This window comes from Stenotrophomonas sp. PI_27, assembly GCF_027854495.1.
In the GTDB taxonomy this organism is placed as follows: domain Bacteria; phylum Pseudomonadota; class Gammaproteobacteria; order Xanthomonadales; family Xanthomonadaceae; genus Stenotrophomonas; species Stenotrophomonas pavanii.
Map to the genome: position 1 here is coordinate 236,642 of NZ_JAJNOF010000006.1, position 22,951 is coordinate 259,592.

The window sequence follows — 22,951 nt, forward strand, 5'->3', positions numbered from 1 at the left end:
CTGCGGGGAACGGTGGCGATCAGCCACCATTGTCGCCCACCGGCAGCGGTGCGTGCTGCTGTTTTTTCTCCTTGTGCTTGATGACCAGGCGGTCAAGCTTGTCCGCAAGCAGGTCGATCGCGGCATACATGGTCTGGCCACCGGCCTCGGCGTGCAGGGTCTGCCCGGGGATGTTGAGGCTGGCGTCGACGTGGTGTTCGGTCTTCTGCAGCTTGAGGGTCACCCGCGCTTCGCAGTGCTGGTCGAAGTGCTTTCCGATCCGGGCCAGCTTCTCCTCTACATAGGACTGCAGGGCCGGGGTGACTTCGACGTCTTTGCCAAACGTTTCGATGCGCATCGGGTTTCTCCTGTGTTCGGATGTGCCAATGAACCTCTCCGCCGGGCGCGGCGGCGCGTCAAGCGATTCTGACCCTTTCGTGCGAGGCGGAGATGTTCATGGCTTCACGATACTTCGCCACGGTGCGCCGCGCTACTGGAATTCCCGACGATTTGAGCAGCTCAGCCAGCTTGGCGTCAGAAAGCGGCTTGCGCGGGTTCTCATCGTCGATCAGGCGCCGGATCATCGCCTGGATGGCGGTACTGGACGCCTCGCCGCCGCCTTCGGTATCGATGCCGGAGGCGAAGAAGGCGCGCAGTGGCAGGGTGCCGCGCGGGGTGCGCACGTACTTGCGGGCGATCGCACGCGACACGGTGGATTCGTGCAGGCCCAGTTCGGCGGCGATCTCGCGCAGGGTCAGCGGACGCAGTGCCTGCTCGCCGAATTCGAGGAACCCGGCCTGTTGCAGGATCAGGCTGCGCACGACGCGCAGCAGGGTTTCGCCGCGCTGCTGCAGTCCCTTCAGCAGCCAGCGCGCTTCCTGCAGCTGGGCGCGCAGGTAACCGGCGTCGGCCTCGCCACAACGTCGGATCAGCTGTTCGTAGCCACGATGGATCACTACCCTCGGTCCGGCATGGCCGGCCAGCGCCGCGCGCCAGATGCCGTTCTGCCGCCACACCACCACGTCGGGTACCACGTAGGTATCCTGCGAAAGCGGCGCAACCTGCGTGCCCGGGCGCGGGTCCAGCGAGCGCAGCAGGGTCACTGCGGTCTCGACCTCGTCCAGCGGCTGTTTCAGTTCATGGGCCAGCCCGGCGACGCCACTGCGTGGCAGCCGTTCCAGCGGGCCTGCGGCAATCTGTCGCGCCAGGGCCAGCCCCGGCGTGTCGCCAGGCATCACGTCCAGCTGCAGCTGCAGGCACTCGCCGAGCGTGCGCGCGGCAACACCGACCGGGTCGAAGCGCTGGATGCGGTGCAGCACCGCCAGGATCTCGTCCTCGTCGGCATGGATCGTTGGCAACAGCGTTTCCGCGATCGTGGCCAACGGTTCGCGCAGGTAACCATCGTCGTCCAGTGCATCGATCAAGGCCGCACCGATACTGCGGTCGCGGGCGGACAGATGCGACAGGTGCAGCTGCCACAGCAGGTGGTCGGCCAGCGTCTCGGTTTCGGCCACGCGCTCGGCCGCGCTGCCGGTGTCATCGTCATCGTCGAAGCTGCCGCCACTGCCGGCGGCGCTCCAGTCGAGCTCGGCCGGCGCCCAGTCGTCGCCGGTGTCGGTGCGTTCGGCGGGTGCGTCGGCCCCGGTGCTGCCGCCGCCGTCATCGGCGGTGCTGCTGTCGTTGCTGTCGGCCCAGTCCAGCAGCGGATTGCTCTCCACCGCCTGGGCGATCTCAAGCTCCAGTTCGGTCGTGGACATCTGCAGCAGCTTGATGGCCTGCTGCAGCTGGGGCGTGAGCACCAGCTGCTGTCCCAACGATGTCTGCAGCCGAGTCTTCATGCCTGTGCCGAACGGAAGGTAAGGGCCCCGGCGCCTGCGGTCACAACTTGAAGGAATCCCCAAGGTAGACGCGACGTACGTCGGCGTTGTCCAGGATCGCCTCCGGCGAGCCCTGGGCCAGCACGGTGCCCTCGGCGAGGATATACGCGCGGTCGCAGATTCCCAAGGTCTCGCGCACATTGTGGTCGGTGATCAACACGCCGATGCCGCGCTGCTTCAGATGGGTGACGATGCGCTGGATTTCGCCCACCGAGATCGGGTCGACACCGGCGAACGGTTCGTCGAGCAGGATCAGGCGCGGCTGCGCGGCCAGGGCGCGGGCGATCTCGCAGCGGCGGCGTTCGCCACCGGACAGGCTTGCACCGAGCTGGTCGGCCACATGGCCCAGCTGCAGTTCGTCGAGCAGGCTGTTCAATTCGCGTTCGCGGCCGGCCGAATCCAGGTCTTCGCGCAGCTCCAGCACCAGCCGCAGGTTGTCGGCCACGGTCAGCTTGCGGAACACCGAGGGTTCCTGCGGCAGGTAGCCCACGCCCTGCTTGGCACGGGTATACATCGGGTCGCCGGTGATGTCCTTGCCGTCGAGCACGATGCTGCCTGCATCGGCGGCGACCAGGCCGACGATCATGTAGAAGCAGGTGGTCTTGCCGGCGCCGTTGGGGCCGAGCAGGCCGACCACTTCGCCGGCGTCGAGGGTCAGCCCGAAGTCCTTGACGACTTCGCGCTGCTTGTAGCGCTTGCGCAGGCCCTTGGCGACGAGCATTACTTCTTGCTCCCGGTCGGCTTGGCCGGCGTGCTGGCCGGAGCCGCCGCCTTGGGCGCAGCGGCCGGCTGTGCAGCCGCGTTCTTGTTCTTCGGCGGAATGACCGTGCGCACGCGGCTGCCATCGCCACCGGAGTTCATCTCGCCGCTGCGGGTGTTGTAGACCATGCGCTGGCCGGCATTGGTGCCGCGCGCGCTGGTGACCTTGTAGTTGCCGGTCAGGGTGATGATCTCGGTCTTGATGTCGTAGTCGATGCGATCGGCCACCGCGTCCATCCAGGTGCCATCGTCGAGCTGCTGCTTCATCGTGGCCTGCTTGCCGGTGAACACCGCACGCACGGCTTCGCCATCCTTCAGGTAGATCTCGGCTTCGGACGAGCGGAGGTCCAGCGTGCCCTGGGTGACGGTCACCCCCTGCGACAGCACGGTCTTGCCGTCGCCGGTCAGCACGCCCGACTGGGCGCCGGCCTCGATGTTCATGTTCTCGTTGCGGTCGGTCGACTTGGCAAAGGCTGCGCTGGGAACAAGGAGGCCGAGCGCGAGTACGGCTGCAAAGGGAATCTTCATCGGGGTCCGTTCTACCGGTGGGGCCGCCCGGAAACCCGGGGGCGGGTGGGGGAGCTGCCTTCCTTGCGCCGGTCCGGGGACGTCGCAGGAGGGCGGCGGAATCAGCGTCGGGGCGTGTAACGGCCCTTGGACTGGCTGAGGAAATGATACGTGTTGTTCTTCGAATCCACCTCGAAGCCGACGCCGGACTGTTCCATGCCGGGGCGGGTCATGACCACCCGCGCGTCGGTGCGGGCACGGTTCTCCTTCGGGAAGACATCCAGGTGGTCGGTGCGGAAGGTGGTCGGCACCACGCCCGGACCGGCCGGGCTGTCGCCGGCGACATTGCCGCGCAGCTTCATCTGGTCGCCCTTGGCGCTGAGCCAGCCGGTCTCGGCGCGCAGGGTCCAGTGCTTGCCATCCTTGTCCGGCATCTCGAACAGCGGCGTGGCGATGTTGATGGTCTGGTCGCCACGCTGGCGTTCCAGCAACGGCGCGCGCAGGGTGGTCGATTCCTTGCCCTGCTCATCCAGCGCGACGATCTGGAAGTCGTGCAGGATGTAGTCCACGCCGACGTCCTGGCCGGCCGCGGCCGCGCCCTTGTCGCGGTTGCGCAGGGCCGCCCAGCTGCTGAGCAGCGCGGCCAGCAGCAGGCCGATGCCAAGCACGGTGCGCCAGTTCAGGGTCGGCAGGTTCATGCGCCGAACCTCGCCAGCACCGCGTCCACATGGCCCTGGGCAGCCAGCAGGATGTCGCACAGCTCACGTGCCGCGCCACGGCCGCCATCGGCGCGCGTCTGCCAATGGACGCGCTCGGCGATCCACGGGTGGGCATTGGCCGGGGCCACTGCCAGGCCGACCGCGCCCAGCGGCGCCAGGTCCGGCAGGTCGTCGCCCATGAAGGCCACCTGCTCCAGGCCGATGCCATGCTGCGCGCACAGCGCCTGCACGCTGGCCAGCTTGTCGCCCACGGCGATCTGGGTGTCGATGCCGAGGTCGGCGCCGCGCTTGAGCGCGGACTGGCTGTTGCGCGCGGTGATCAGCACGGGGTGGATACCGTGCTGCTGCAGCAGTTTCAGGCCCAGGCCATCCTGCACGAAGTATGCCTTGCTCTCGTTGCCGTCCTTGTCGTAGTACAGCCGACCGTCGGTGAGGGTACCGTCCACGTCGAAGCAGGCCAGGCGGATGCGGGCCGCGGCGGCATGCAGGTGGGCGGGGAAGGCGGGCAGGGGGGACCAGGGCATCAGGGGGGCGGGCTCGGTGGATTCGGGTGGGGCGTTACAGACTGAATGGGGTCTACGGACTGTCGGTTAAACCACCCGGGCCCGCAACAGGTCATGAATGTTCAGGGCGCCGACCGCGCGGCCCTGGCCATCGACCACGATCAGGCCATTGATTTTCTGGGTTTCCATCTGCCGGGCGGCCTCCACGGCCAGCTGGTCGGCGCCGATGGTGCGGGGGTTGCGGGTCATCACATCGGCGATCTTCGCGGTCCGCACGTCCAGCGCGCTGTCCAGCGCCCGGCGCAGGTCACCGTCGGTGAACAGGCCGATCAGCACACCGTCGGCATCGACCACGGCGGTCATGCCCAGCCGTTTGCGGCTCATTTCGACCAGCGCCTCGCTGAGGCTGGCGTCGGCACCCACGCTGGGCAGGTCCTCACCGGTGTGCATGACGTCGGTGATGTGCAGCAGCAGGCGGCGGCCGAGGCTGCCGGCCGGGTGCGAGCGGGCGAAGTCGTCGGCGGTGAAGCCGCGTGCATCGAGCAGGGCCACGGCCAGCGCATCGCCCATCGCCAGCGAAGCGGTGGTGCTGGAGGTCGGCGCCAGTGCCAGCGGGCAGGCCTCGGCCGGCACGCTCACGTCCAGGTGGATGTCGGCGGCGGTGGCCAAGCTGGACTGCGGGCGGCCGGTCATGGAAATCAGCAGGTTGCCCTGGCGCTTGAGCACCGGCAGCAGCATCAGCAGCTCGTCCGACTCACCCGAGTAGGACAGTGCCAGCACCACGTCGTCCTCGGTGATCATGCCCAGGTCGCCGTGGCCGGCTTCACCGGGGTGCACGTAGAACGCCGGCGTGCCGGTGGAGGCCAGGGTGGCGGCGATCTTGCGGGCGATGTGCCCGGACTTGCCCATGCCGGTGGCAACCACCCGGCCGCGACTGGCCAGGATCGCCTGGCAGGCCTGCTGGAAGGCCTCGCCGAGGCGGGTGGCGACCGCGTCGAGGGCCTGCTGTTCGATCTCGAAGACGCGGCGGCCACTGGCGACCAGGCTGGCCGGATCGACGGAACGGGGGGGCAGGAGGGACTCGGCCATGCGGACGCCACGCAGCGGAAGTAGAATGAGCGCTCATTTTATTAGGAAAGCCCGTTGGACGCCGACACCATCCGCAACCTGATCGAAACCGGCCTGCCCGGCGCCCGCGCCGACGTGCGTGGCGACGATGGCGTGCATTTCGAAGCGACCGTGGTCTGCGAGGCCTTTGCCGGCAAGATGCCGCTGGCCCGCCACCGGATGGTCTATGCCACCCTCGGCGACCTGATGGGCGGCGCGATCCACGCGCTGGCGCTGAAAACCGTGACCCCGGCCGAAGCCGGCTGAACCGCAGAAGATCCCCAATACATGGCCAAGATCGTTGTGACCGGCGGCGCTGCGCTGCACGGTGAAGTGAGCATCTCCGGCGCCAAGAACGCCGTCCTCCCCATTCTCTGCGCGACCCTGCTGGCCGATGAGCCGGTGGAGATCACCAACGTGCCGCACCTGCACGACGTGGTCACCACGGTGAAGCTGCTGGGCGAACTGGGCGCCAAGGTCACCATCGACCAGGGCACGCTGTCGCGCGGCAGCGCGATCGTGGTCGATCCGCGCCCGGTCAACCAGCACGTCGCGCCGTACGAACTGGTCAAGACCATGCGCGCCTCGATCCTGGTGCTGGGCCCGCTGCTGGCCCGCTTCGGCGCGGCCGAAGTGTCGCTGCCCGGCGGCTGCGCGATCGGTTCGCGCCCGGTCGACCAGCACATCAAGGGCCTGCAGGCGCTGGGCGCCGAGATCGTGGTCGAGAACGGCTTCATCAAGGCCACGGCCAAGCGCCTGAAGGGGGGCCATTTCACCTTCGACATGGTCAGCGTGACCGGCACCGAGAACGTGCTGATGGGCGCGGTGCTGGCCGAAGGCACCACCATCCTCGACAACTGCGCGATGGAACCGGAAGTGACCGATCTGGCGCATTGCCTGATCGCGCTGGGTGCAAAGATCGAAGGCCTGGGCACCGCGCGCCTGGTCATCGAAGGCGTCGAGCGCCTGTCCGGTGGCCGCCACGAAGTGCTGCCCGATCGCATCGAGACCGGCACCTTCCTGGTGGCCGCAGCGATGACCGGTGGCAAGGTCACGGTCAACCGTGCGCGCCCGAACACCATGGACGCGGTGCTGTCCAAGCTGGTCGAGGCCGGTGCGAAGATCGAGACCACCGACGACACCATCACCCTGGACATGCAGGGCAAGCGGCCGAAGGCGGTCAACCTGACCACCGCGCCGTACCCAGCCTTCCCGACCGACATGCAGGCGCAGTTCATGGCGCTCAACTGCGTGGCCGACGGCGTTGGCGTGATCAATGAAACGATCTTCGAGAACCGTTTCATGCACGTCAACGAACTGCTGCGCCTGGGCGCGGACATCCAGGTCGAAGGCCATACCGCCATCGTGCGCGGCAGCGATCACCTCAGCGGTGCGCCGGTGATGGCCACCGACCTGCGTGCCTCGGCGTCGCTGATCCTGGCCGGGCTGATGGCCCGCGGCGAGACCACCATCGACCGCATCTACCACCTTGACCGTGGCTACGAGAACATCGAAGAGAAGCTGTCTTCGCTCGGCGCCACCATCCGGCGCGTGCCATGATCCTGCGTGGCAAGTTCAGCCCGCGCCGCAAGGCGCTGCTGGCCCTGGTCCTGATCGTGCTGGCGTGGCTGGGCTACGCCTGGTACGCCAACATCGCGATCACCCAGGGCATCGAGCAGAAGGACATGGACTGGAATGGCGATGGCACGGTCTCGCGCGACGAGATCATCGAGTCGTTCTATGCCGTTGCAGTGAACGACAGCCAGGAGGGCAACCGCCATTGCCGCACCTTCGTCTGGCGCAGCACCGGCGAGCAGATCCGCGTGGACTGCCGCACCGAGTTCAAGCCGGCCGCGGCCGAGGAAAAGAAGTAAGAAAAACGCCCGCGAAAGCGGGCGTTTTCTTTGCGCGGTGCCTGGGGCCGGATCCCTTTCCATCGGAAAGGGCTCCGACCCCGGCGCTCAGTTCATCGCCTTGATGGTCAGGTCCAGCGCGTCACGGCCACTCTCACGCTGCAGCATGCGCGCCGGCACCGGGAATTCCGGCACGATCCAGGCGATCAGCTCCTTGTTGCCGTCGGCACGCGAGACCTTGGTGGCTTCGTAGCTCTTGCCGCCCACGGTGATCGACTCCTTGCCGACCACGCGATAGGTCATGTTCTTGATGCGGCCTTCGTCGACCATGCGATAGGTCAACGGCTTGCCGGCCGCCAGGTCGCGGGCGATCGCCAGGTTGATCAGCAGGGCATCCATGTCACCGGCCTTCAGCGCGATCGGTCCGGCCCGGTCCGGCTTGATGTCGCCGGTCCAGGTGGCCTGGTTGCTGGTCCAGTTGTAGGTGGCCTGCACGTTGCGCTTCTTGACCAGCAGCGCCGAACGGTCCTGGCTGCTGAGCGGGCGCAGCTGGCCGCGTACTTCCTCGAACACGGTGCTCTGGCTCAGGTCCGCCAGCTGGTTCTTCACCTGCAGCGTGTAGCGCCACTTGTTGGCGCCCTCGCTGCTCAGGGTCATGCTGCCATTGGCCTGCATGCCCATGTAGCTGGCGAGATAGTCGGCCTTGAACGGCTGCAGGGCCATGGCCGGCAGGCTGGCCACCGACAGGGCGGCTGCAGCGATCCAGGCGAGGGGGCGGGTCAGGGTGCTCATGCTCAGACTCCTTGGTATTCGATCAGGCGCAGATCGACGCGGTCTTCGCCGTCTTCGCGTTGCAGGATGCGCACCGGGGTGGGAACTCCGTTGGCGATCCAGAGGATGGTTTCATTGTTGCCGCCGTTGGTCCGGTAGACCCGCAGCGCGTTGTAGGACAGGTCGCCGACTTCGACGTTCTCGGTCTGCGGCGCGGCCTGGTAGTCATGCTGGCGGACCTTGCCCATGTCCACGTAGCGGTAGTGCATGGTGGCACCCGGACGGGCGTCGCGCATGATCGCCAGATTGATCAGCAGGGCACTCTGGTCGCCCGGCTGCAGCGGAATCGGCTGCGCACGCTTCTTCTCGACGTCGCCGCTCCACTGCGCGGTACCGGCCTGCCAGTTGTACGTGCCGACCGCCTTCTTGCCGAGGAACAGGCCCTTGCGCACCGTGCTCTGGCTCAGCGGTGCATAGGCGCCGGCGCGCTCCTCGAAGACCGTGCTCTGCTCGATGTTCAGGCCCAGCACGCTGGCGAACCCACGGCGGCCGACCACCTGCATGTCGACCCGCCACTGGTTGCCGCCGGTATGGGTGACCTGCATGCTGGCATCGCCGGCCTCCTTGCCCTTGTAGAAGGCCTGGTAGGTGGCGCTGAACGGCTGCAGCGGCGGCGGTTCCCACGCCAACGCCGGCAGGGCCGGGGCCGCCGCTTCGGCCGGCGGCTGCACCGCTGGCACCGGCGCCGGAGCGGGCGAGGCGGCAGGCGCCTGGGCCTGGCCCCAACCCACGCCGGGAAGCACGACAAGCGACAGCAGCAGTGAAGTGGACAGCAGGGTCGTGGTCTTCATGGAAGAGAGGAGCCGCAGGAGGTGGGCAGGATGCCAGCCCCGCAGTCAGCGGGGCGTGTGCGTGGGCGTTACCGGTTCAGGTTCCCGGCGGAATCTAGGGCCAGCGGGCTAAACAGGGGGTGACCGTCCAGTTGCGGCTGGCCCTCCCGTTCAGTCAGGCGGCCGGCGCACAGCAGCTGCAGCGTGGCGATCAGCAGGGGATGCTCCACCGCCAGCACGCGTGTGGCCAGGGTGTCGGCGTCATCGCCGGGCAGCACCGGTACCCGCACCTGGGCCAGCACGGCGCCGGCGTCCAGCTCGGGTACGACCAGGTGCACGCTGGCACCGTGCTCGGCGTCGCCGGCGTCCAGTGCCCGCGCATGCGTGTCCAGCCCCTTGTGCAGCGGCAGCAGGGAGGGGTGGATGTTGACCAGGCGGCCATTGAAGCGCTGCACGAAGGCGGCGCCGAGAATGCGCATGTAGCCGGCGCAGACGATCCAGTCCGGCGCGACGGCGGCCAGTGCATCGCCCAACGCCTGCTCGTAGGCCGCGCGGTCCTGGAATTCCTTCGGCGCATGCGCCCAGCGCAGGGCAGCGTCGACCCGCTGCAGCGCGGCGGCAGCGGGGCGGTCGGAGAACACGCCGACGACCTCGGCGGGCAGTTGGCCGCCGGCAATCGCATCGAGGATGGCCTGCAGGTTGCTGCCACGGCCGGAGGCAAGCACCGCAATGCGGGTGGGCGTGGTCATGGCCGGGCGCTCCGTCGGATCAGCGGCCAGGTCAGCAGGCTGCCCACGGTGGCCAACAGCATGTCGGCGTGCGCGTCCCACATGTCACCCTGCTGCCCGTTGTAGGCCTCGGCGGCATCCGGCGACAGGGCCAGCGCGATGGCCCACTCGAACCACTCGTAGACCAGGCTGGCGCACATCACCGTCATCACCGCCAGGATGAAGGCCTGGCCCCGACGCAGGGCCGGCCACGCGTGGCGTGCCAGCTGCAGCAGCGCCGGCGTGAAGCAGACGCCGAACAGGAAGTGGATGAGGCGGTCGAAATGATTGCGCTGCCAGCCGAACGCCGCGTTGGGCGACCAGCCGGTCAGCGCCTGCGCCCACGCGTCGTAGGGCACGTTCGAGTACAGCCAGCGCGCCGCCACGCAATGCAGCGCGATGAAGCCGCAGATCGCGATGAATGCGCCGTTGCCCAGCCAGCCACCACGGCGGTCGACCCACAGCAGGGCGGCCAGCCCGACCACGGTCAGCGTGCTGTGCAGGGCCTGCTCGGTGGGCCAGAGCGGATGGATCCAGCTGATTGCGAACACTGCCAGTACGGCGGCAAAGGCCAGCCGCTTGGGGCCCGGGAAACGGGAGGCGGTGGGCGGGGCGGTCGTCGGTAGCGCGGGCGCGGACATGGGGAGTCGATCAGGGGAGGGCGGAGCGTCTGCCGGCAAGCTCAGACGCGGAGATGGTCGCCGCGGTCGAACAGGGCGGCCATGTCCGGCCTGGACAGGAACACCCAGGCATAGGCGGTCAGGGCCATGCCCAGCGGGCCGGCCAGTACCGCCAGCCAGGCCGCGCGCTGGCACCAGGCCAGCCCGGTGCGGCGCGACAGCAGGCGCGCGGTGTGCAGCTGCACGAAGCCAAGCGCGGCAGCCAGCACTGAAACGACGCCGTACACAGTGGCCAGTACCGCGCCATCGTCCAGCCCGCGCGCGCTGGCGACCAGGCCGATGAAACTGAGGAAGGTCAGCGCGGCCACCCAGTGGAAAACCGCCAGCGCGTAGAACAGTACCTTCAGCGTCTGCAGGTGGCTGCCCAGCTGCAGGTGCGCCAGGGTCTGATGCGGCAGCGGCGGTGGCGTGCCCGGAATCGTCATGCCGCCGTGCCAGCTGCATCGAACGCAGCCTTGACCTGCGGGCGCAGCAGCGTGATCAGGCTGAGTACTCCCAGCACGGTACCGATCGGCGTGAACAGGCAGGCCAGCCCGGCCACGATCAGGCACAGCAGGTAGCGGCGGCGGCGGGCCAGGCAACGGCCGGCGTAGGCCACGAACGCGCCCAGGGTGACGCCACCGAACACGATGACACAGCCGATCAGGACGAACATCCAACCGAACACGCGCTGTTCGGCCGGCGACGAGGGCTGGCCGCCGGAGTTCATCGGCAGGTTGCCGGTGAGCGCGGTGACGCCGAGCACGATGTGGACGATGAAGATCAGCGAGAACAGCGCGATCAGGCCGCCGACCACGTAGTGCGCGATTGACAGCATGCGCAGGTGGTCGGCGTCCTGGGGGCCGAACGCCGGTACCGTCGTCGCCGGCGGCACGGGGGCGGGGGGCAGTGGGGGCGTTGCGTCCATGCGGGCTCCTCGGCGTCGGGTTCAGCCGATGCGGACGCGCTCGGCGCCTTCAGCGGTCACCACCTGGCCGATGGTCCAGTGGTCCAGGCCCTGGGCCTTGACCGCCTCGGACACCGCAGCGACCTGGTCGGCGGCCACGATCAGCACGAAGCCGATGCCGCAGTTGAAGGTGCGCCACATCTCGCTGTCGGCCACCGCGCCTTCCTTCTGCAGCCACTGGAACACCGGCGGCAGGGTCCAGGACGAGGCCTGGATGTCCAGGCCGAGGCCATCGGGCACCACGCGGATGATGTTCTCGGTCAGGCCGCCACCGGTGATGTGGGCCATGCCGTGGATGGCGGCACCGTGCGACTTCAGCAGCGCCAGGATCGGCTTCACATAGAGGCGGGTCGGTGCCATCAGCGCGTCGACCAGCTTCACCCCGCCTTCCAGCTCCAGGTCGGCCGGGCGGCCGGCGCGGTCGTAGATGCGGCGTACCAGCGAGTAGCCGTTGGAGTGCGGGCCGGACGAGGCGATGCCGATCAGCACGTCGCCTGCGGCCACGCTGGCGCCGTCCTTCAGCTCGCTCTTCTCGACTGCGGCGACGGTGAAGCCGGCCAGGTCGTACTCGCCCGGGGCATACATGTCGGGCATTTCAGCGGTTTCACCGCCGATCAGCGCGCAGCCGGCCTCGGTGCAGCCGTTGGCGATGCCGCCCACGACCGCTGCGGCGGTGTCGATGTCCAGCTTGCCGGTGGCGAAGTAGTCCAGGAAGAACAGGGGCTCGGCACCCTGCACCAGCACGTCGTTCACGCACATGGCGACCAGGTCGATGCCGATCGTATCGTGGCGGTTCAGCTGGTGGGCCAGCTTCAGCTTGGTACCCACGCCGTCGGTGCCCGACACCAGCACCGGCTCGCGGTACTTGTTGGACAGGTCGAACAGGGCCCCGAAGCCGCCCAGGCCACCCATCACTTCCGGGCGGAAGCTGCGCTTGACCAGGGGCTTGATCCGCTCGACCAGCGCGTTGCCGGCGTCGATGTCGACCCCCGCGTCACGGTAGGTGAGGGGGGAGGGGGCGGAAGACGGGGTGTTGGTCACGGGCGTCGGCGCTGGCAGGGGTTGAACGGGCGATTTTAACAGGCCGCATTGGCGCAAAGGCCGTATTCGGGCAACAATTCCCCCGGATTCGTCGAGCCAATGGATGTCCTGATGCGCCGCAGCCTGATTCTGACCCTGCTCCTTGCACTGAGCCTGCCGGTGGCCACGATGGCCCAGAGCGGCCTGCGCACGGAGGGAGATGTCGCCACCGCTTCGGGGGCCTACGAGGCCGAAGTGCCCGTCAACAGCCAGGCCGAGGCCGATCGCAACGGTGCCCTGGCCCGTGCCCTGAGCGTGGTGCTGGGCAAGCTGTCCGGCGATCGCAACGTGATGTCACGCCCCGGCGTGGTGCAGGCGCTGCGCAATGCCAAGGACTACGTGGCCAGCTACGACTACAAGCAGGACCAGAGCGTGGGCGCGAGCGGCGCGCCGAGCTTCCGGACCCTGCTGGTGGCCCGCTTCCGCGAGGACGACGTCGATGCGCTGGTCTCGGCGCTCGGCCTGCCGCTGTGGCCGCAGCCGCGGCCGAAGCCGGTGCTGTGGCTGGCGGTCGATGACGGCAGCGGCCCGCGCCTGGTCAGCGTGCAGCAGGCCAACGCCGCCCGCCCGTTGCTGAACCGTGCCATCGAGCGGGGCTACAAGCTGGGCCTGCCCAGCGGCGGCGCTGCCGAACAGGCCCTGGCCGGGGCCATCTGGCGCCAGGACAGTGCCGCCGTGGCCCGCGCCTCCTCGCGCTACTCGCCACCGATGCAGCTGATCGGCAAGCTGTACCGCGCCAATGGCGGCTGGCAGGCGGACTGGGTGTTCGTCGACAACGGCCGTGAACTGAACAAGTGGACCAGCAAGGACGCCAACGCCATGCGCGCGATGGCGGCCGGCGCCGATGGCGCCGCCGACGCGCTGGTCAAGCGCTACGCCAAGGCGGGGGCGGCCACCGGCCAGGCCGGCACCTACCGCGTGGTGGTGACCGGCATCAACAGCGCCGATGACTACCTGCGCCTGGCCGCGGGCCTGCGCGAAGTGCCGGTGGTGCGCACTGTCACCCCGCTGCACGCTTCGGCCGGCCAGCTGGAGCTGAGCGTGGAGATGACCACCGGCCTGGCCGGCTTCAACCGCATGCTCGGCGACAACGGCGTGCTGGTACCCAGTGCGCCGCTGCCGGCGCTGCCGACCCCGATCGATGACACCACCGGTGCCCCGGTGGCCGCGCCGGTCAGCAACGAGTACCGCCTGCGATGACCCTGACCCCGGAAGCTGAAATCGCGCAGTTCCTGCGCCGGCTGAAGTACATCCTGTTCGCCGGCCTGATCGGCTGGGTGGTGTGGCTGCTGGCGCCGATCCTGACCCCGTTCGTGATGGCGCTGGCGCTGGCGTGGCTGGGCGACCCGCTGGTGGACCGCATCGAGGCCACCGGCCGCTCGCGCATGACCGGCGTGGTGCTGGTGTTCGCGGCGATGGTGCTGGTGATCGTGGCGCTGCTGCTGGTGCTGGTGCCGATGATCGAGCGCCAGATCACCACCCTGATCGCGGTCGCGCCGCAGGCACAGGCGTGGCTGATGGAAAAGGGGATTCCCTGGTTCGAGCAGAAGACCGGCCTGGAAGTGATGCAGTGGCTGGACCCGGACCGCCTGATCGAGTGGGTGCGCAGCCACTGGCAGCAGGCCGGCGGTTTCGCCACCACGTTCATGGGCTACGTGTCGCGTTCGGGCTTTGCGATGGTGACCTGGGTGGTCAACATCCTGCTGCTGCCGATCCTGGCGTTCTACTTCCTGCGCGACTGGGACAAGCTGGTGGAGCGGGTGGCCTCGGTGATCCCGCGCAACCACATCGGTACCATCAGCGCGCTGGCGCGTGAGTCCAACGAAGTGCTGGGGGCGTTCATCCGCGGCCAGTTCCTGGTGATGCTGGCATTGGGCGTGATCTATGCCGGTGGCCTGTCGCTGGTCGGCCTCAAGCTGGGCCTGCTGATCGGCCTGATTGCCGGCCTGATCAGCTTCATCCCGTACCTGGGCGCGACCACCGGCGTGCTGATGGCGGTGATCGCCGCGCTGGTGCAGGCGCAGGGCTTCGACCTGAAGCTGCTGATCCTGGTCGGCGTGGTGTTCACCGTGGGCCAGCTGCTGGAAAGCTACGTGCTGACCCCGCGCATCGTCGGCGACAAGATCGGCCTGCACCCGGTGGCGGTGATCTTCGCGGTGATGGCCGGTGGCCAGCTGTTCGGCTTCCTCGGCATGCTGCTGGCGCTGCCGGTGGCGGCAGTGACCAACGTGCTGCTGCGCTACGCCCACCAGCGTTATCGCCAGAGCGAGCTGTATGTGGGCGAGAAGCCGGCGATCGTGCTTGACGGGGTGGTCGACCAGCCCCATATCCTGCTCGATCCGAACGACAAGGGCCCCGACCTGAAGTGATGGGTGTGCCGCAACTGCCGCTGGCCCTGCATTACCCGCGGGACCAGCGCCTGGAGACCTTCATCGGCGCGCCGGATGGCGCGCTGGCGCAGCTGCGCGCGATCGCGGTCGGCGCCAGCCACGACTGGGTCTACCTGGAAGGCGCGGCGGGCACCGGCAAGACCCACCAGGCACTGGCGATGTGCTCCAGCGCCGAGCAGGCCGGGCGCCTGCCGACCTACGTGCCGCTGGCCAGCGCCGCCGGCCGTGTCCGTGCGGCGCTGGACGGGCTGGATGCGCGCGAACTGGTGGCGTTGGACGGCCTGGACGAAGTGGCCGGCAATCGCGAGGACGAGGTCGCGCTGTTCGACTTCCACAACCGTGCACGTGCGGCTGGAGTGACTGTGTTGTACACGGCGCAGAAGTCGCCGGGCGAGCTGGGCCTGCTGCTGCCCGACCTGCGCTCGCGGCTGGGCCAGTGCGTGCGCGTGCTGCTGCAGCCGCTGGATGAGGAAGGCCGTGCCGCGGTGCTGCGCGAGCGCGCGCTGCGCCGTGGCCTGGCGATCGATGAGGCGGCCATCGAGTGGCTGCTGTCGCACACCGGTCGCGAGCTGGGCGGATTGATCACGCTGCTGGACTGGCTGGACCGTGAGTCGCTGGCGGCGAAGCGGCGGATCACCGTGCCGTTCCTGCGCCAGGTGCTGGAAGAAGGCCGGCCCCGCTACTGAGGTGGGGTTTGTTTGCCGGGCTGCGCCCTGCACCCGCGGTAGTGCCAACCGCTGGCCGGAAACGTCAACGTCAACGTCAAAAGCTGGCTTCCTGAGGGGAGGCGGGGTGGCTCAGGTTGCGGGGGACGGCGCAAGTACGTCCCTGTAGCCTCGGTCGCGCCATCCATGGCGCTCACGCCCCCGCAACCTGAGCCACCCCGCCTTCGACAGGTTCCCGCGATCTGCCGGGACTGCGTACTGCACTGCTGTTGGTGGGTGTCGACCTTGGTCGACATCCGAGCAAGCGCAGCGAAGCGACCCGCTTTTGCTTTTCTTTCATTCTTCCGTGGCTGGAGGCGCACGGAAACTGTCAGAGGCCGGGCGGGTGGGCCATGCAGGGGCGTTGGCGCCATGGATGGCGCCATCGAGCTTACAGGGACGTACTTGCAGCGTCCCCTGCATGGCCCACCCGCCCGGCCAAGCACGCGATCCGCTCTACGCGACCAGCCACGAGGGGCTCAGCCGTTCGCCGCCAACTCCGCATCGAGCGCGCGCAGACGATCAACCGTCCCGACGTCGGTCCAGCGCCCGCGATGGTGCTGCCCGGTCATCAACCCCTGCGCCATGAAATGCTTCTGCAGCGGCACCACCGAGAACTTCGGCGGCAGCCGCTCGCTGCCCGGCGCATCGCCGATCACCGCGCGCCAGTCGGCCACGATCGACGGACGGTACACGCCGATGCCGGCATAGGTCAGGCACGGCCCTGCGCGGTCGTGGTGCAGCAGCCCCTGCGCATCGAGGCGGTAGTCGCCCTCCGGGTGTTGCGCCGGGTTGTCGACCAGCACCAGGTGCGCCTGGCCCTGCGGCTCGCGCGGTAGTGCAGCGAAATCAAAATCGGTCCAGATGTCGCCGTTCACCACCAGGAACGGGGCGTCGCCCAGCACCGGCAGTGCGTTGAGGATGCCGCCACCGGTTTCCAGCGGGGTCTGTCCTTCGTACAGGAAATGCAGGCGCAGGCCCCATTGGTGGCCATCGCCCAGCGTTGCCGGGAACTGCTCGGCCAGCCACGCGGTGTTGACCACCACCTCGCGCACGCCGAGTGCCGCCAGGCGTTCCAGGTGCCAGACGATCAGCGGCTTGCCGGCCACTTCCAGCAACGGCTTGGGCGTGTGCAGGGTCAGCGGGCGCATGCGCTCGCCCAGTCCTGCGGCAAAGATCAGCGCCTTCATCGGGCCACGCGCAGCGGCGCACCCAGCTCAGCCAACGCCGGCTTGATGCGGTCCTCCAGCAGCCGCTGCAGCGGTGCCAGTTCGGGATAGCGCGGCAGCACTTCATCCAGGTAGCCGATGAAGCGCGGCGCGTCGTCCAGGTAGTGGCCCTTGTTGTCGCGGTAGCGCAGGCGGCAGAACAGGCCGAGGATCTTGACGTGGCGCTGGATGCCCATCCAGTCGGCATCGCGCAGGAACGTGGCGCGGTCGGGCACCGGCAGGCCGGCATCGCGCGCGCGCGCGTGGTACTGCGCCAGCCACGCGTCCACGCGTTGCAGCGGCCAGCTCAGGAAGGCGTCCTTGAACAGGCTCACCGCGTCGTAGGCGATCGGGCCACGCACCAGGTCCTGGAAATCCAGCACCGCAGGGCCATCGTCGACCGGCATCAGGTTGCGCGGCATGTAGTCGCGATGGGTCATCAGCTGGGCCTGGCCCAGCGCGTTGTCCATCAGCCGGCGGTGCACCAGTTGCAGGCCTTCGATCTCGCCGCAGTCCAGCTGCAGGTTCAGGTGGCGCTGCAGGAACCATTCGTCGAACAGGCCGGCATCGCGCTGCAGCAGCGCTTCGCCGAACTGGCCGAAGTCGGCCGGCACCGGAATCGCCTGCAGGCGCAGCAGCTGTTCGATCGCGCGGCCGAACCATTCATCGGCGTTGCGCTCGTCGAGGATCCTGGCCAGGGTCGGGCCGCCGAGATCTTCCAGCAGCAGGAAGCCGGCCTGCAGGTCCTGCGCCAGCAGTGCGGGTACGCGCAGGCCGTTGTCATGCAGCAGGCCGCGCATGCGCAGCCAGGGTCGCGGATCTTCCAGCCCGGGCGGCGCGTCCATCACGATGTGGCTGCCGCGCGTGCTGGTGGTGCGCCAGTAGCTGCGCATGCCGGCGTCGACCGAGGCGCGCTCGACCACGGCGTTGGCATCCTCGAGCTGGGTACGGGCCCACTGCAGGCGCTGCGCGCTGCGCTGGGGATCGGAGGCGGGTTCGGTCATGCGGGCATATCCGGGCGCGCCGGGCGCGCCAACGTCGGCAACAGGAAGGAAAGGGGGAACGGCGTCAGCGGCGACCGCTGAACAGGCGCAGGACGGCCAGCACGGCTACCGCGCCCACCACCGCACCGAGGAAACCGGCCGGTTCGCCGGGGGCGTACCAGCCCATGTACTGGCCGAACCAGCCGGCCAGCAGGGCACCGAGGATGCCCAGCACGATGGTCAGCAGGCAGCCCATGCGGTTGTTGCCGGGCATGAAGAAACGCCCGAGCAGGCCGACGAAGAAGCCGACCAGCAGGATGTACAACCAGCTGCTGCTGCCGAACAGACCATTCATGCGCGCGGATTCCGCTTGAGTGTGGACGCAGCCTAGCAAGGCCAGGCTGCGTCCGTCACCGGTGCCGGGTCAGCAGCAGCCGTGGTCGCCGTGGCGGGTACCGCTGTCGGCCGCTACCGGCGAACCGCTGGTCTCGCCGCGCAGGCTGGCGGCGTAGTGCTCGCTGATCACCTTGGACACGCAGGCGGTCACCTTCTTGCCCATCGGGATGTGCAGGAACTCGTTCGGGCCATGCGCATTGGAGTGCGGGCCGAGCACGCCGGTGATCATGAACTGCGCACCCGGGAACTTCTCGCCCAGCATGCCCATGAACGGGATCGAGCCGCCTTCGCCCATGTACATCGCCGGCTTGCCGAAGAAGGCCTGGCTGGCGTCCTCGATGGCCTGGGTCAGCCACGGCGCCATCGCCGGGGCGTTCCAGCCGGTAGAGGCCTTTTCCAGGTCCAGGGTGACCTGCGCGCCGTTCGGCGGATCGCGCAGCAGCGCTTCCTTCAACAGTTCGCCGCAGGTCTTGCCATCGGCGGTCGGCGGCAGGCGCAGCGACAGCTTCACCGAGGTCTGCGGGCGCAGCACGTTGCCGGCCGATTCCAGCGGCGGCATGCCGCCGACGCCGGTGACCGACAGGGCCGGTCGCCAGGTGCGGTTGAGCACCAGCTCGGTCAGGTCCTCGTTCATCGGACGCAGGCCGTCGACCATCGGGAACTTCTCGAAGATCTCGGTATCGACCACTTCGGCGGCGCGCTTGGCCTGTTCCAGGCGTTCGGCCGGAATCTCCACGTTCATGCCGTCGATCAGGATGCGGCCGGTGTCCTGGTCCTCGATGCGCGACAGCAGCTGGCGCAGCAGGCGGAAGCTGGACGGCACCACGCCGGAGGCATCGCCGGAGTGCACGCCTTCGTTGAGCACCTTCACGGTGAAATTGCCGCCGGTCAGGCCGCGCAGCGAGGTGGTGCACCACAGCTGGTCGTAGTTGGCGCAGCCCGAATCCAGGCAGACCACCAGCGACGGCTTGCCGATGCGGTCGGCCAGGTGGTCGACATAGGCCGGCAGGTCGTAGCTGCCGGACTCTTCACAGGCTTCGATCAGCACCACGCAGCGTGCGTGCGGCAGGCCCTGGGCCTGCAGCGCCAGCACCGCGGCCAGCGAGCCGAAGATGGCGTAGCCGTCGTCCGCACCGCCGCGGCCATACAGCTTGTCGCCACGCAGGACCGGGGTCCACGGGCCGAGATCGTCGTCCCAGCCGGTCATTTCCGGCTGCTTGTCCAGGTGGCCGTAGAGCAGGATGGTGTCGTCACCGGTCTCGGCGCCGGTGGCCGGAATTTCCAGGAAGATCAGCGGGGTACGGCCTTCCAGGCGCACGACTTCAACCGTCAGGCCGGGCAGCTGCTGGGCCTTGGCCCAGTTCTCCATCAGGGTGACCGCCTGTTCCATGTAGCCGTTCTGCACCCAATTGGCGTCGAACATCGGCGACTTGTTGGGAATGCGGATGTAGTCGACCAACTGCGGGACGATTTCGCTGTCCCACTTGTCATTGACGAATTGGCCGAGCTTGGCGCTGTCCATCTGATACTCCGGTTGCATGGGCTGTGATCGCGCCATTCTACGCCTGTGCCGCGGGTAGGGTTTTTCCTACATCACGTCGGGTATTTGGCTGGCTTACGGAAATCCGGGAAACCGATAGGCTGTGCACATGTGGTGACGGACACTGTTCCTGCCGACGGGATTGCCGGTCGGGGCGGCCAGAATCACAGGGAGATACACGTCGTGCCTTGGAGTGTCGTGTTGAGGGCACTGGTGCTGGTAGTGGGGATCGCTGGGGCGCATGCCGCCGAACCGATCGACATCAACCGCGCCGATGCGCAGGCGCTGCAGCAGGGACTGACGATGGTCGGAGCCGCCAAGGCCGAGGCGATCGTCGAGCACCGGCGCAGACACGGCCCGTTTCATCGCGTCGAGGACCTGACGCAGGTGAAGGGGATAGGGAAAACGATCGTCGAACGGAATCGACAGCGGATCACCGTAGGCAACAGAGTGTTGCCGGCGGATCCGGTACCCGGATCGGTACCGGTGCGAACCGTACCCAGGCGCTGACAGCAGGAATCGTCGGAACCGGCAGGAGGCTGGTTCACCGGTCGCGGACAGGAAGGCCGTGACCACCGACCGCCGCAGGACGCGGCACCAATCACCAGGATGGTGGCATCACAGACCTGTGGAAGGGGCTGAGATACAAACAGGACAGACGCGGCCGCGTGCAGGACGCAACGCTACCCCCACAGCGCAGGATGCGAGGGGGCGGCAGCAGGCCGACAGGGACGTAACGATTGCCCGGTACGACACATGGCTGTGTCGCCGGGCAGTTTCATTTCCGGCGCCTGGATTTGCCGCGGCCACCACGGGCCGATGGTGTACGGTGGCCGCTCCGCATGGAAAGGACCCCGCTGGATGCCTGCGCACCGCCTTACACCCCTGATGCTCGCCCTGGCACTGACCCTGCCGCTGCTGGCCCACGCCGCTGCGCCGACGACGGCTGCCAAGCCGGCAGCTGCCGCCAGCGCCGCCGACGTGCGCGGGCCGACCGACCTGAAACCGGGCGAATACCTGTGGCATCCGGAAATCTCGCCGACCGGCCCGATCGTGCTGGTGGTCAGCCTCGATGAGCAGCGGGCGTACGTCTACCGCAACGGCATCGCCATCGGCCTGACCACGATCAGCTCGGGCAAGGCCGGGCACGAAACACCGACCGGGGTGTTCACCATCCTGCAGAAGGACAAGGACCACAAGTCCAACCTCTACAACAGCGCGCCGATGCCCTACATGCAGCGGCTGACCTGGGACGGCATCGCCCTGCACGGCGGCAGCCTGCCCGGGCATCCGGCCTCGCATGGCTGCGTGCGCCTGCCGCAGGCCTTCGCGCAGAAGCTGTTCAGCGAAACCCAGCGCGGCGATACCGTGGTCGTGGCCGACGCCAAGAGCTCGCCGATGACCCTGGCCTATCCGTCGGTCCTGGCGCCGGTCAATGCACGCGGGCACGCCCTGCCGGAGGCAGAGGGCGGGGCGCCGGCGCAGGCGTGGTGGAACGACAGCGCCGCGCCGGCCGGTCAGGTCGGCATCCTGGTCAGCCTGCATGACCAGCGCCTGTACGTGCTGCGCGATGGCGTGATGATCGGCGAGTCGCCGCTGAAGGCCGACGCCCTGCCGGCGTTCCAGGGCACGACGCTGTTCGTGATGGGGCAGGGCTACAGTGACACGCCCAGCCCGCTGGACGTGAACCAGCGCCTGCACCAGTGGACGGCCTACCCGCTGCTGGGCCAGGACCGTGCCCAGGCCACGCCGGACCTGCTGGCCACGCCCTCGCTGCCGATGGCGCTGCCGGCCGATTTCGCCCGCCAGCTGTACCAGGTACTGGTGCCGGGCACGACCCTGCTGGTGACCTCGCTGCCGGCGGTCCGCCCAAGCCCGGCTGAATCCGGAATGCAGCCGGTCTTGGAATCCGAGCCGCCAGGGTCCACCCTCAAGGGCAACTGAGTCCCCTCGTTGCGCCCATGACTGCATCCCGCCTGTGCCGGCTGGCCGCGTTCGGCCTGCTGGCGACCTCGGCCAGCGCCCCGGCGCTGGCACAGACGCCCGCCCTCGCCACCTCTGCCGATGACCTGGCTGCGCTGTTGTCGCGCAGCGCGCCCAGGGCCGACCGCCACGTGCTGCAGCTGGCGGCGCACGCCATGCGCTGCGCGCTGCAGCGGCCGGAGCTGGGCATCAACGGTGATCGCCTCAGCGTGATCGACTATTCGCGGCCGTCCACCGAGCCGCGCCTGTGGGTGTTCGACCTGGCGCACCAGCGCCTGCTGTTCGAGGAATGGGTGGCGCACGGCCGCAACAGTGGCGAGAACCGCACCGAACACTTCTCCAACCGCGACGGCAGTTTCATGTCCAGTCTCGGCGCGTTCACCGCGCAGGAGACCTACATGGGCGGCAACGGGTATTCGCTGCGACTGGCCGGGCTGGAGCCGGGCTTCAACGACCGCGCGCGCGAACGCGCGATCGTCATCCATGGCGCGCCCTACGTGAACCCGGCCACCGCGCAGCTGCAGGGGCGGCTGGGCCGCAGCCTGGGTTGCCCGGCGGTGCGCCTGTCGGTGGCCAAGCCACTGATCGATGCGTTGCGCGGCGGCACCATGGTGTTCGCCTATTACCCCGACCAGGACTGGCTGAAGCACTCGCAGCTGCTGGGCGGCGAGTGTGGTGGCCAGGGGACGCTCGCCACACGGTGATGCACCGCGGCGCGCGGCATGATGCAATGCGCCGATGAACATCGACTCCCTGCTGCACACACCGAACCAGGTCATCTCCAGCCTGGACTACCGCCGCGAACGCTGGCGCAACGGCCTGGGCTGGACCCGCGAGATCCTGCGCCTGCCCGCACAGGGCGACGACTGGGCGCTGCGCCTGTCGGTGGCCGAGATCGAGCAGGATGCCGCGTTTTCCGCTTTCCCCGGCGTGGAGCGCGAACTGGTGCTGCTGCAGGGCAACGGCGTGCGCCTGCGTTTCGAAGACGGCCGCGTGGCCGAAGTGCTGCCGCCGCATGGACGGATACGGTTTGCCGGTGAAGAGGCGCTGCATGGCGAGCTGGTCGATGGCACCACCCACGACTTCAACCTGATGTGGAAGCGCGAGCTGCTGCAGGCCGAACTGCTGCACCGGCCGCTGGTTGGGTCGATGTTCTTCTTCTGCGAACCGGGCGTAGCCTGGGCGCTGCACCTGCTGGCTGGCCAGGCCGAGTTCGGTGCCGACAGCGGCCTGCCGCCGCTGCAGGCCGGCGATACCGCGTGGTTGTCAGCGGGTGAACGGCAGCGGCACGCGTTGCAGGGCGGGGGCGAGTTGCTGGCGATACGGGTGAGTGCGGCAGAGGGGTGATTCCCCGGCGCCGTTGGGCACC

At 68.5% G+C, this 22,951-nt stretch carries 28 protein-coding genes; 10 read left to right on the forward strand and 18 right to left on the reverse strand.

Features of this window, described 5'->3' with window-relative positions:
• Positions 1-19 precede the first annotated feature (19 nt).
• From raiA to LRM18_RS10635, 7 genes are all read right to left on the reverse strand, one after another.
• Positions 20-337, reverse strand: a complete 318-nt coding sequence (raiA, locus tag LRM18_RS10605) for a ribosome-associated translation inhibitor RaiA (RefSeq protein ID WP_005415556.1) — start codon at positions 335-337, stop codon at positions 20-22.
• A gap of 58 nt (positions 338-395) precedes the next feature.
• On the reverse strand, positions 396-1,817 hold the full coding sequence (locus LRM18_RS10610; RefSeq protein ID WP_270954298.1) for an RNA polymerase factor sigma-54: 1,422 nt from the start codon (positions 1,815-1,817) through the stop codon (positions 396-398).
• A gap of 40 nt (positions 1,818-1,857) precedes the next feature.
• Positions 1,858-2,577, reverse strand: a complete 720-nt coding sequence (gene lptB / locus LRM18_RS10615; RefSeq protein WP_049466089.1) for an LPS export ABC transporter ATP-binding protein — start codon at positions 2,575-2,577, stop codon at positions 1,858-1,860.
• Complete coding sequence (gene lptA, locus LRM18_RS10620) at positions 2,577-3,143, reverse strand: lipopolysaccharide transport periplasmic protein LptA (protein WP_182067546.1); 567 nt, start codon at positions 3,141-3,143, stop codon at positions 2,577-2,579. The genes lptB and lptA overlap by 1 nt, the downstream gene beginning before the upstream one ends.
• Positions 3,144-3,244: 101 nt before the next feature.
• Complete coding sequence (gene lptC, locus LRM18_RS10625) at positions 3,245-3,820, reverse strand: LPS export ABC transporter periplasmic protein LptC (RefSeq protein ID WP_049466093.1); 576 nt, start codon at positions 3,818-3,820, stop codon at positions 3,245-3,247.
• The gene (locus tag LRM18_RS10630; RefSeq protein WP_049398160.1) at positions 3,817-4,365 is read right to left on the reverse strand and encodes an HAD hydrolase family protein; all 549 of its coding nucleotides are present in this window, start codon (positions 4,363-4,365) and stop codon (positions 3,817-3,819) included. The genes lptC and LRM18_RS10630 overlap by 4 nt, the downstream gene beginning before the upstream one ends.
• 66 nt (positions 4,366-4,431) lie before the next feature.
• Positions 4,432-5,433: a KpsF/GutQ family sugar-phosphate isomerase gene (locus tag LRM18_RS10635; RefSeq protein ID WP_049466095.1), complete on the reverse strand. Its 1,002-nt coding sequence runs from the start codon at positions 5,431-5,433 to the stop codon at positions 4,432-4,434.
• Between the two features lie 54 nt (positions 5,434-5,487).
• On the opposite strand from LRM18_RS10635, the gene LRM18_RS10640 reads away from it, so the two are divergent.
• From LRM18_RS10640 to LRM18_RS10650, 3 genes are read left to right on the forward strand one after another with little or no spacing between them, the layout of a single operon-like run.
• Positions 5,488-5,718 carry a BolA family protein gene (locus tag LRM18_RS10640; RefSeq protein ID WP_021202589.1) on the forward strand — a complete coding sequence of 77 codons (231 nt, stop codon included), beginning with the start codon at positions 5,488-5,490 and terminating at the stop codon, positions 5,716-5,718.
• 21 nt (positions 5,719-5,739) lie between these two features.
• Positions 5,740-7,011, forward strand: a complete 1,272-nt coding sequence (gene murA / locus LRM18_RS10645; protein WP_049466097.1) for a UDP-N-acetylglucosamine 1-carboxyvinyltransferase — start codon at positions 5,740-5,742, stop codon at positions 7,009-7,011.
• Positions 7,008-7,325 carry a hypothetical protein gene (locus tag LRM18_RS10650; protein ID WP_049466099.1) on the forward strand — a complete coding sequence of 106 codons (318 nt, stop codon included), beginning with the start codon at positions 7,008-7,010 and terminating at the stop codon, positions 7,323-7,325. The genes murA and LRM18_RS10650 overlap by 4 nt, the downstream gene beginning before the upstream one ends.
• 87 nt (positions 7,326-7,412) lie before the next feature.
• Here LRM18_RS10650 and LRM18_RS10655 read toward each other — a convergent pair whose 3' ends face one another.
• The 7 genes from LRM18_RS10655 to purM form a co-directional block, all read right to left on the reverse strand.
• Positions 7,413-8,096, reverse strand: coding sequence for a DUF3108 domain-containing protein (locus LRM18_RS10655; protein ID WP_049466102.1), 684 nt, complete (start codon positions 8,094-8,096; stop codon positions 7,413-7,415).
• Positions 8,097-8,098: 2 nt separating this feature from the next.
• A complete protein-coding gene (locus tag LRM18_RS10660; RefSeq protein WP_049466104.1) occupies positions 8,099-8,926 on the reverse strand; it encodes a DUF3108 domain-containing protein in 828 nt (275 codons plus the stop codon).
• Between the two features lie 68 nt (positions 8,927-8,994).
• Complete coding sequence (purN, locus tag LRM18_RS10665; protein WP_064237787.1) at positions 8,995-9,654, reverse strand: phosphoribosylglycinamide formyltransferase; 660 nt, start codon at positions 9,652-9,654, stop codon at positions 8,995-8,997.
• Positions 9,651-10,313 (reverse strand): DUF2238 domain-containing protein, encoded by a 663-nt coding sequence (locus LRM18_RS10670; RefSeq protein ID WP_064237788.1) that lies wholly within the window; start codon positions 10,311-10,313, stop codon positions 9,651-9,653. The genes purN and LRM18_RS10670 overlap by 4 nt, the downstream gene beginning before the upstream one ends.
• Before the next feature lie 41 nt (positions 10,314-10,354).
• Entirely contained in the window at positions 10,355-10,777 is a 423-nt protein-coding gene (locus LRM18_RS10675) for a hypothetical protein (RefSeq protein ID WP_270954312.1), read from the reverse strand.
• Positions 10,774-11,259 (reverse strand): hypothetical protein, encoded by a 486-nt coding sequence (locus tag LRM18_RS10680; RefSeq protein ID WP_064237790.1) that lies wholly within the window; start codon positions 11,257-11,259, stop codon positions 10,774-10,776. The genes LRM18_RS10675 and LRM18_RS10680 overlap by 4 nt, the downstream gene beginning before the upstream one ends.
• Positions 11,260-11,280: 21 nt before the next feature.
• Entirely contained in the window at positions 11,281-12,339 is a 1,059-nt protein-coding gene (purM, locus tag LRM18_RS10685; RefSeq protein ID WP_049466113.1) for a phosphoribosylformylglycinamidine cyclo-ligase, read from the reverse strand.
• A gap of 99 nt (positions 12,340-12,438) precedes the next feature.
• Here purM and LRM18_RS10690 point away from each other — a divergent pair, with 99 nt between their 5' ends.
• Genes LRM18_RS10690 through hda form a run of 3 tightly spaced genes read left to right on the forward strand, consistent with a single transcriptional unit; the run spans position 12,439 to position 15,454 of the window.
• Positions 12,439-13,578 (forward strand): DUF2066 domain-containing protein, encoded by a 1,140-nt coding sequence (locus LRM18_RS10690; protein ID WP_064237791.1) that lies wholly within the window; start codon positions 12,439-12,441, stop codon positions 13,576-13,578.
• Complete coding sequence (locus LRM18_RS10695) at positions 13,575-14,747, forward strand: AI-2E family transporter (protein ID WP_049466117.1); 1,173 nt, start codon at positions 13,575-13,577, stop codon at positions 14,745-14,747. Before LRM18_RS10690 ends, LRM18_RS10695 begins: the two co-directional genes overlap by 4 nt.
• A complete protein-coding gene (gene hda / locus LRM18_RS10700) occupies positions 14,747-15,454 on the forward strand; it encodes a DnaA regulatory inactivator Hda (RefSeq protein WP_049466118.1) in 708 nt (235 codons plus the stop codon). Before LRM18_RS10695 ends, hda begins: the two co-directional genes overlap by 1 nt.
• A gap of 497 nt (positions 15,455-15,951) precedes the next feature.
• On the opposite strand, the gene murU is transcribed toward hda, so the two are convergent.
• The 4 genes from murU to LRM18_RS10720 form a co-directional block, all read right to left on the reverse strand.
• Complete coding sequence (gene murU, locus LRM18_RS10705; protein ID WP_053462365.1) at positions 15,952-16,662, reverse strand: N-acetylmuramate alpha-1-phosphate uridylyltransferase MurU; 711 nt, start codon at positions 16,660-16,662, stop codon at positions 15,952-15,954.
• A complete protein-coding gene (locus LRM18_RS10710; protein WP_270954319.1) occupies positions 16,659-17,684 on the reverse strand; it encodes a phosphotransferase in 1,026 nt (341 codons plus the stop codon). Before LRM18_RS10710 ends, murU begins: the two co-directional genes overlap by 4 nt.
• A gap of 64 nt (positions 17,685-17,748) precedes the next feature.
• The gene (locus LRM18_RS10715) at positions 17,749-18,018 is read right to left on the reverse strand and encodes a GlsB/YeaQ/YmgE family stress response membrane protein (protein WP_005415577.1); all 270 of its coding nucleotides are present in this window, start codon (positions 18,016-18,018) and stop codon (positions 17,749-17,751) included.
• Between the two features lie 69 nt (positions 18,019-18,087).
• Complete coding sequence (locus tag LRM18_RS10720; protein ID WP_049467454.1) at positions 18,088-19,581, reverse strand: M20 family metallopeptidase; 1,494 nt, start codon at positions 19,579-19,581, stop codon at positions 18,088-18,090.
• Between the two features lie 201 nt (positions 19,582-19,782).
• Here LRM18_RS10720 and LRM18_RS10725 point away from each other — a divergent pair, with 201 nt between their 5' ends.
• The 4 genes from LRM18_RS10725 to LRM18_RS10740 all read left to right on the forward strand — a co-directional run bounded on the left by LRM18_RS10725 (position 19,783) and on the right by LRM18_RS10740 (position 22,929).
• Positions 19,783-20,109 carry a helix-hairpin-helix domain-containing protein gene (locus LRM18_RS10725; protein ID WP_308304597.1) on the forward strand — a complete coding sequence of 109 codons (327 nt, stop codon included), beginning with the start codon at positions 19,783-19,785 and terminating at the stop codon, positions 20,107-20,109.
• 351 nt (positions 20,110-20,460) lie between these two features.
• Entirely contained in the window at positions 20,461-21,543 is a 1,083-nt protein-coding gene (locus LRM18_RS10730) for a L,D-transpeptidase (RefSeq protein ID WP_270954326.1), read from the forward strand.
• A 17-nt stretch (positions 21,544-21,560) separates the two neighbouring features.
• Positions 21,561-22,286, forward strand: a complete 726-nt coding sequence (locus LRM18_RS10735) for a murein L,D-transpeptidase catalytic domain family protein (protein WP_053506913.1) — start codon at positions 21,561-21,563, stop codon at positions 22,284-22,286.
• A gap of 34 nt (positions 22,287-22,320) precedes the next feature.
• On the forward strand, positions 22,321-22,929 hold the full coding sequence (locus LRM18_RS10740) for a HutD family protein (protein ID WP_270954329.1): 609 nt from the start codon (positions 22,321-22,323) through the stop codon (positions 22,927-22,929).
• Positions 22,930-22,951 lie beyond the last annotated feature (22 nt).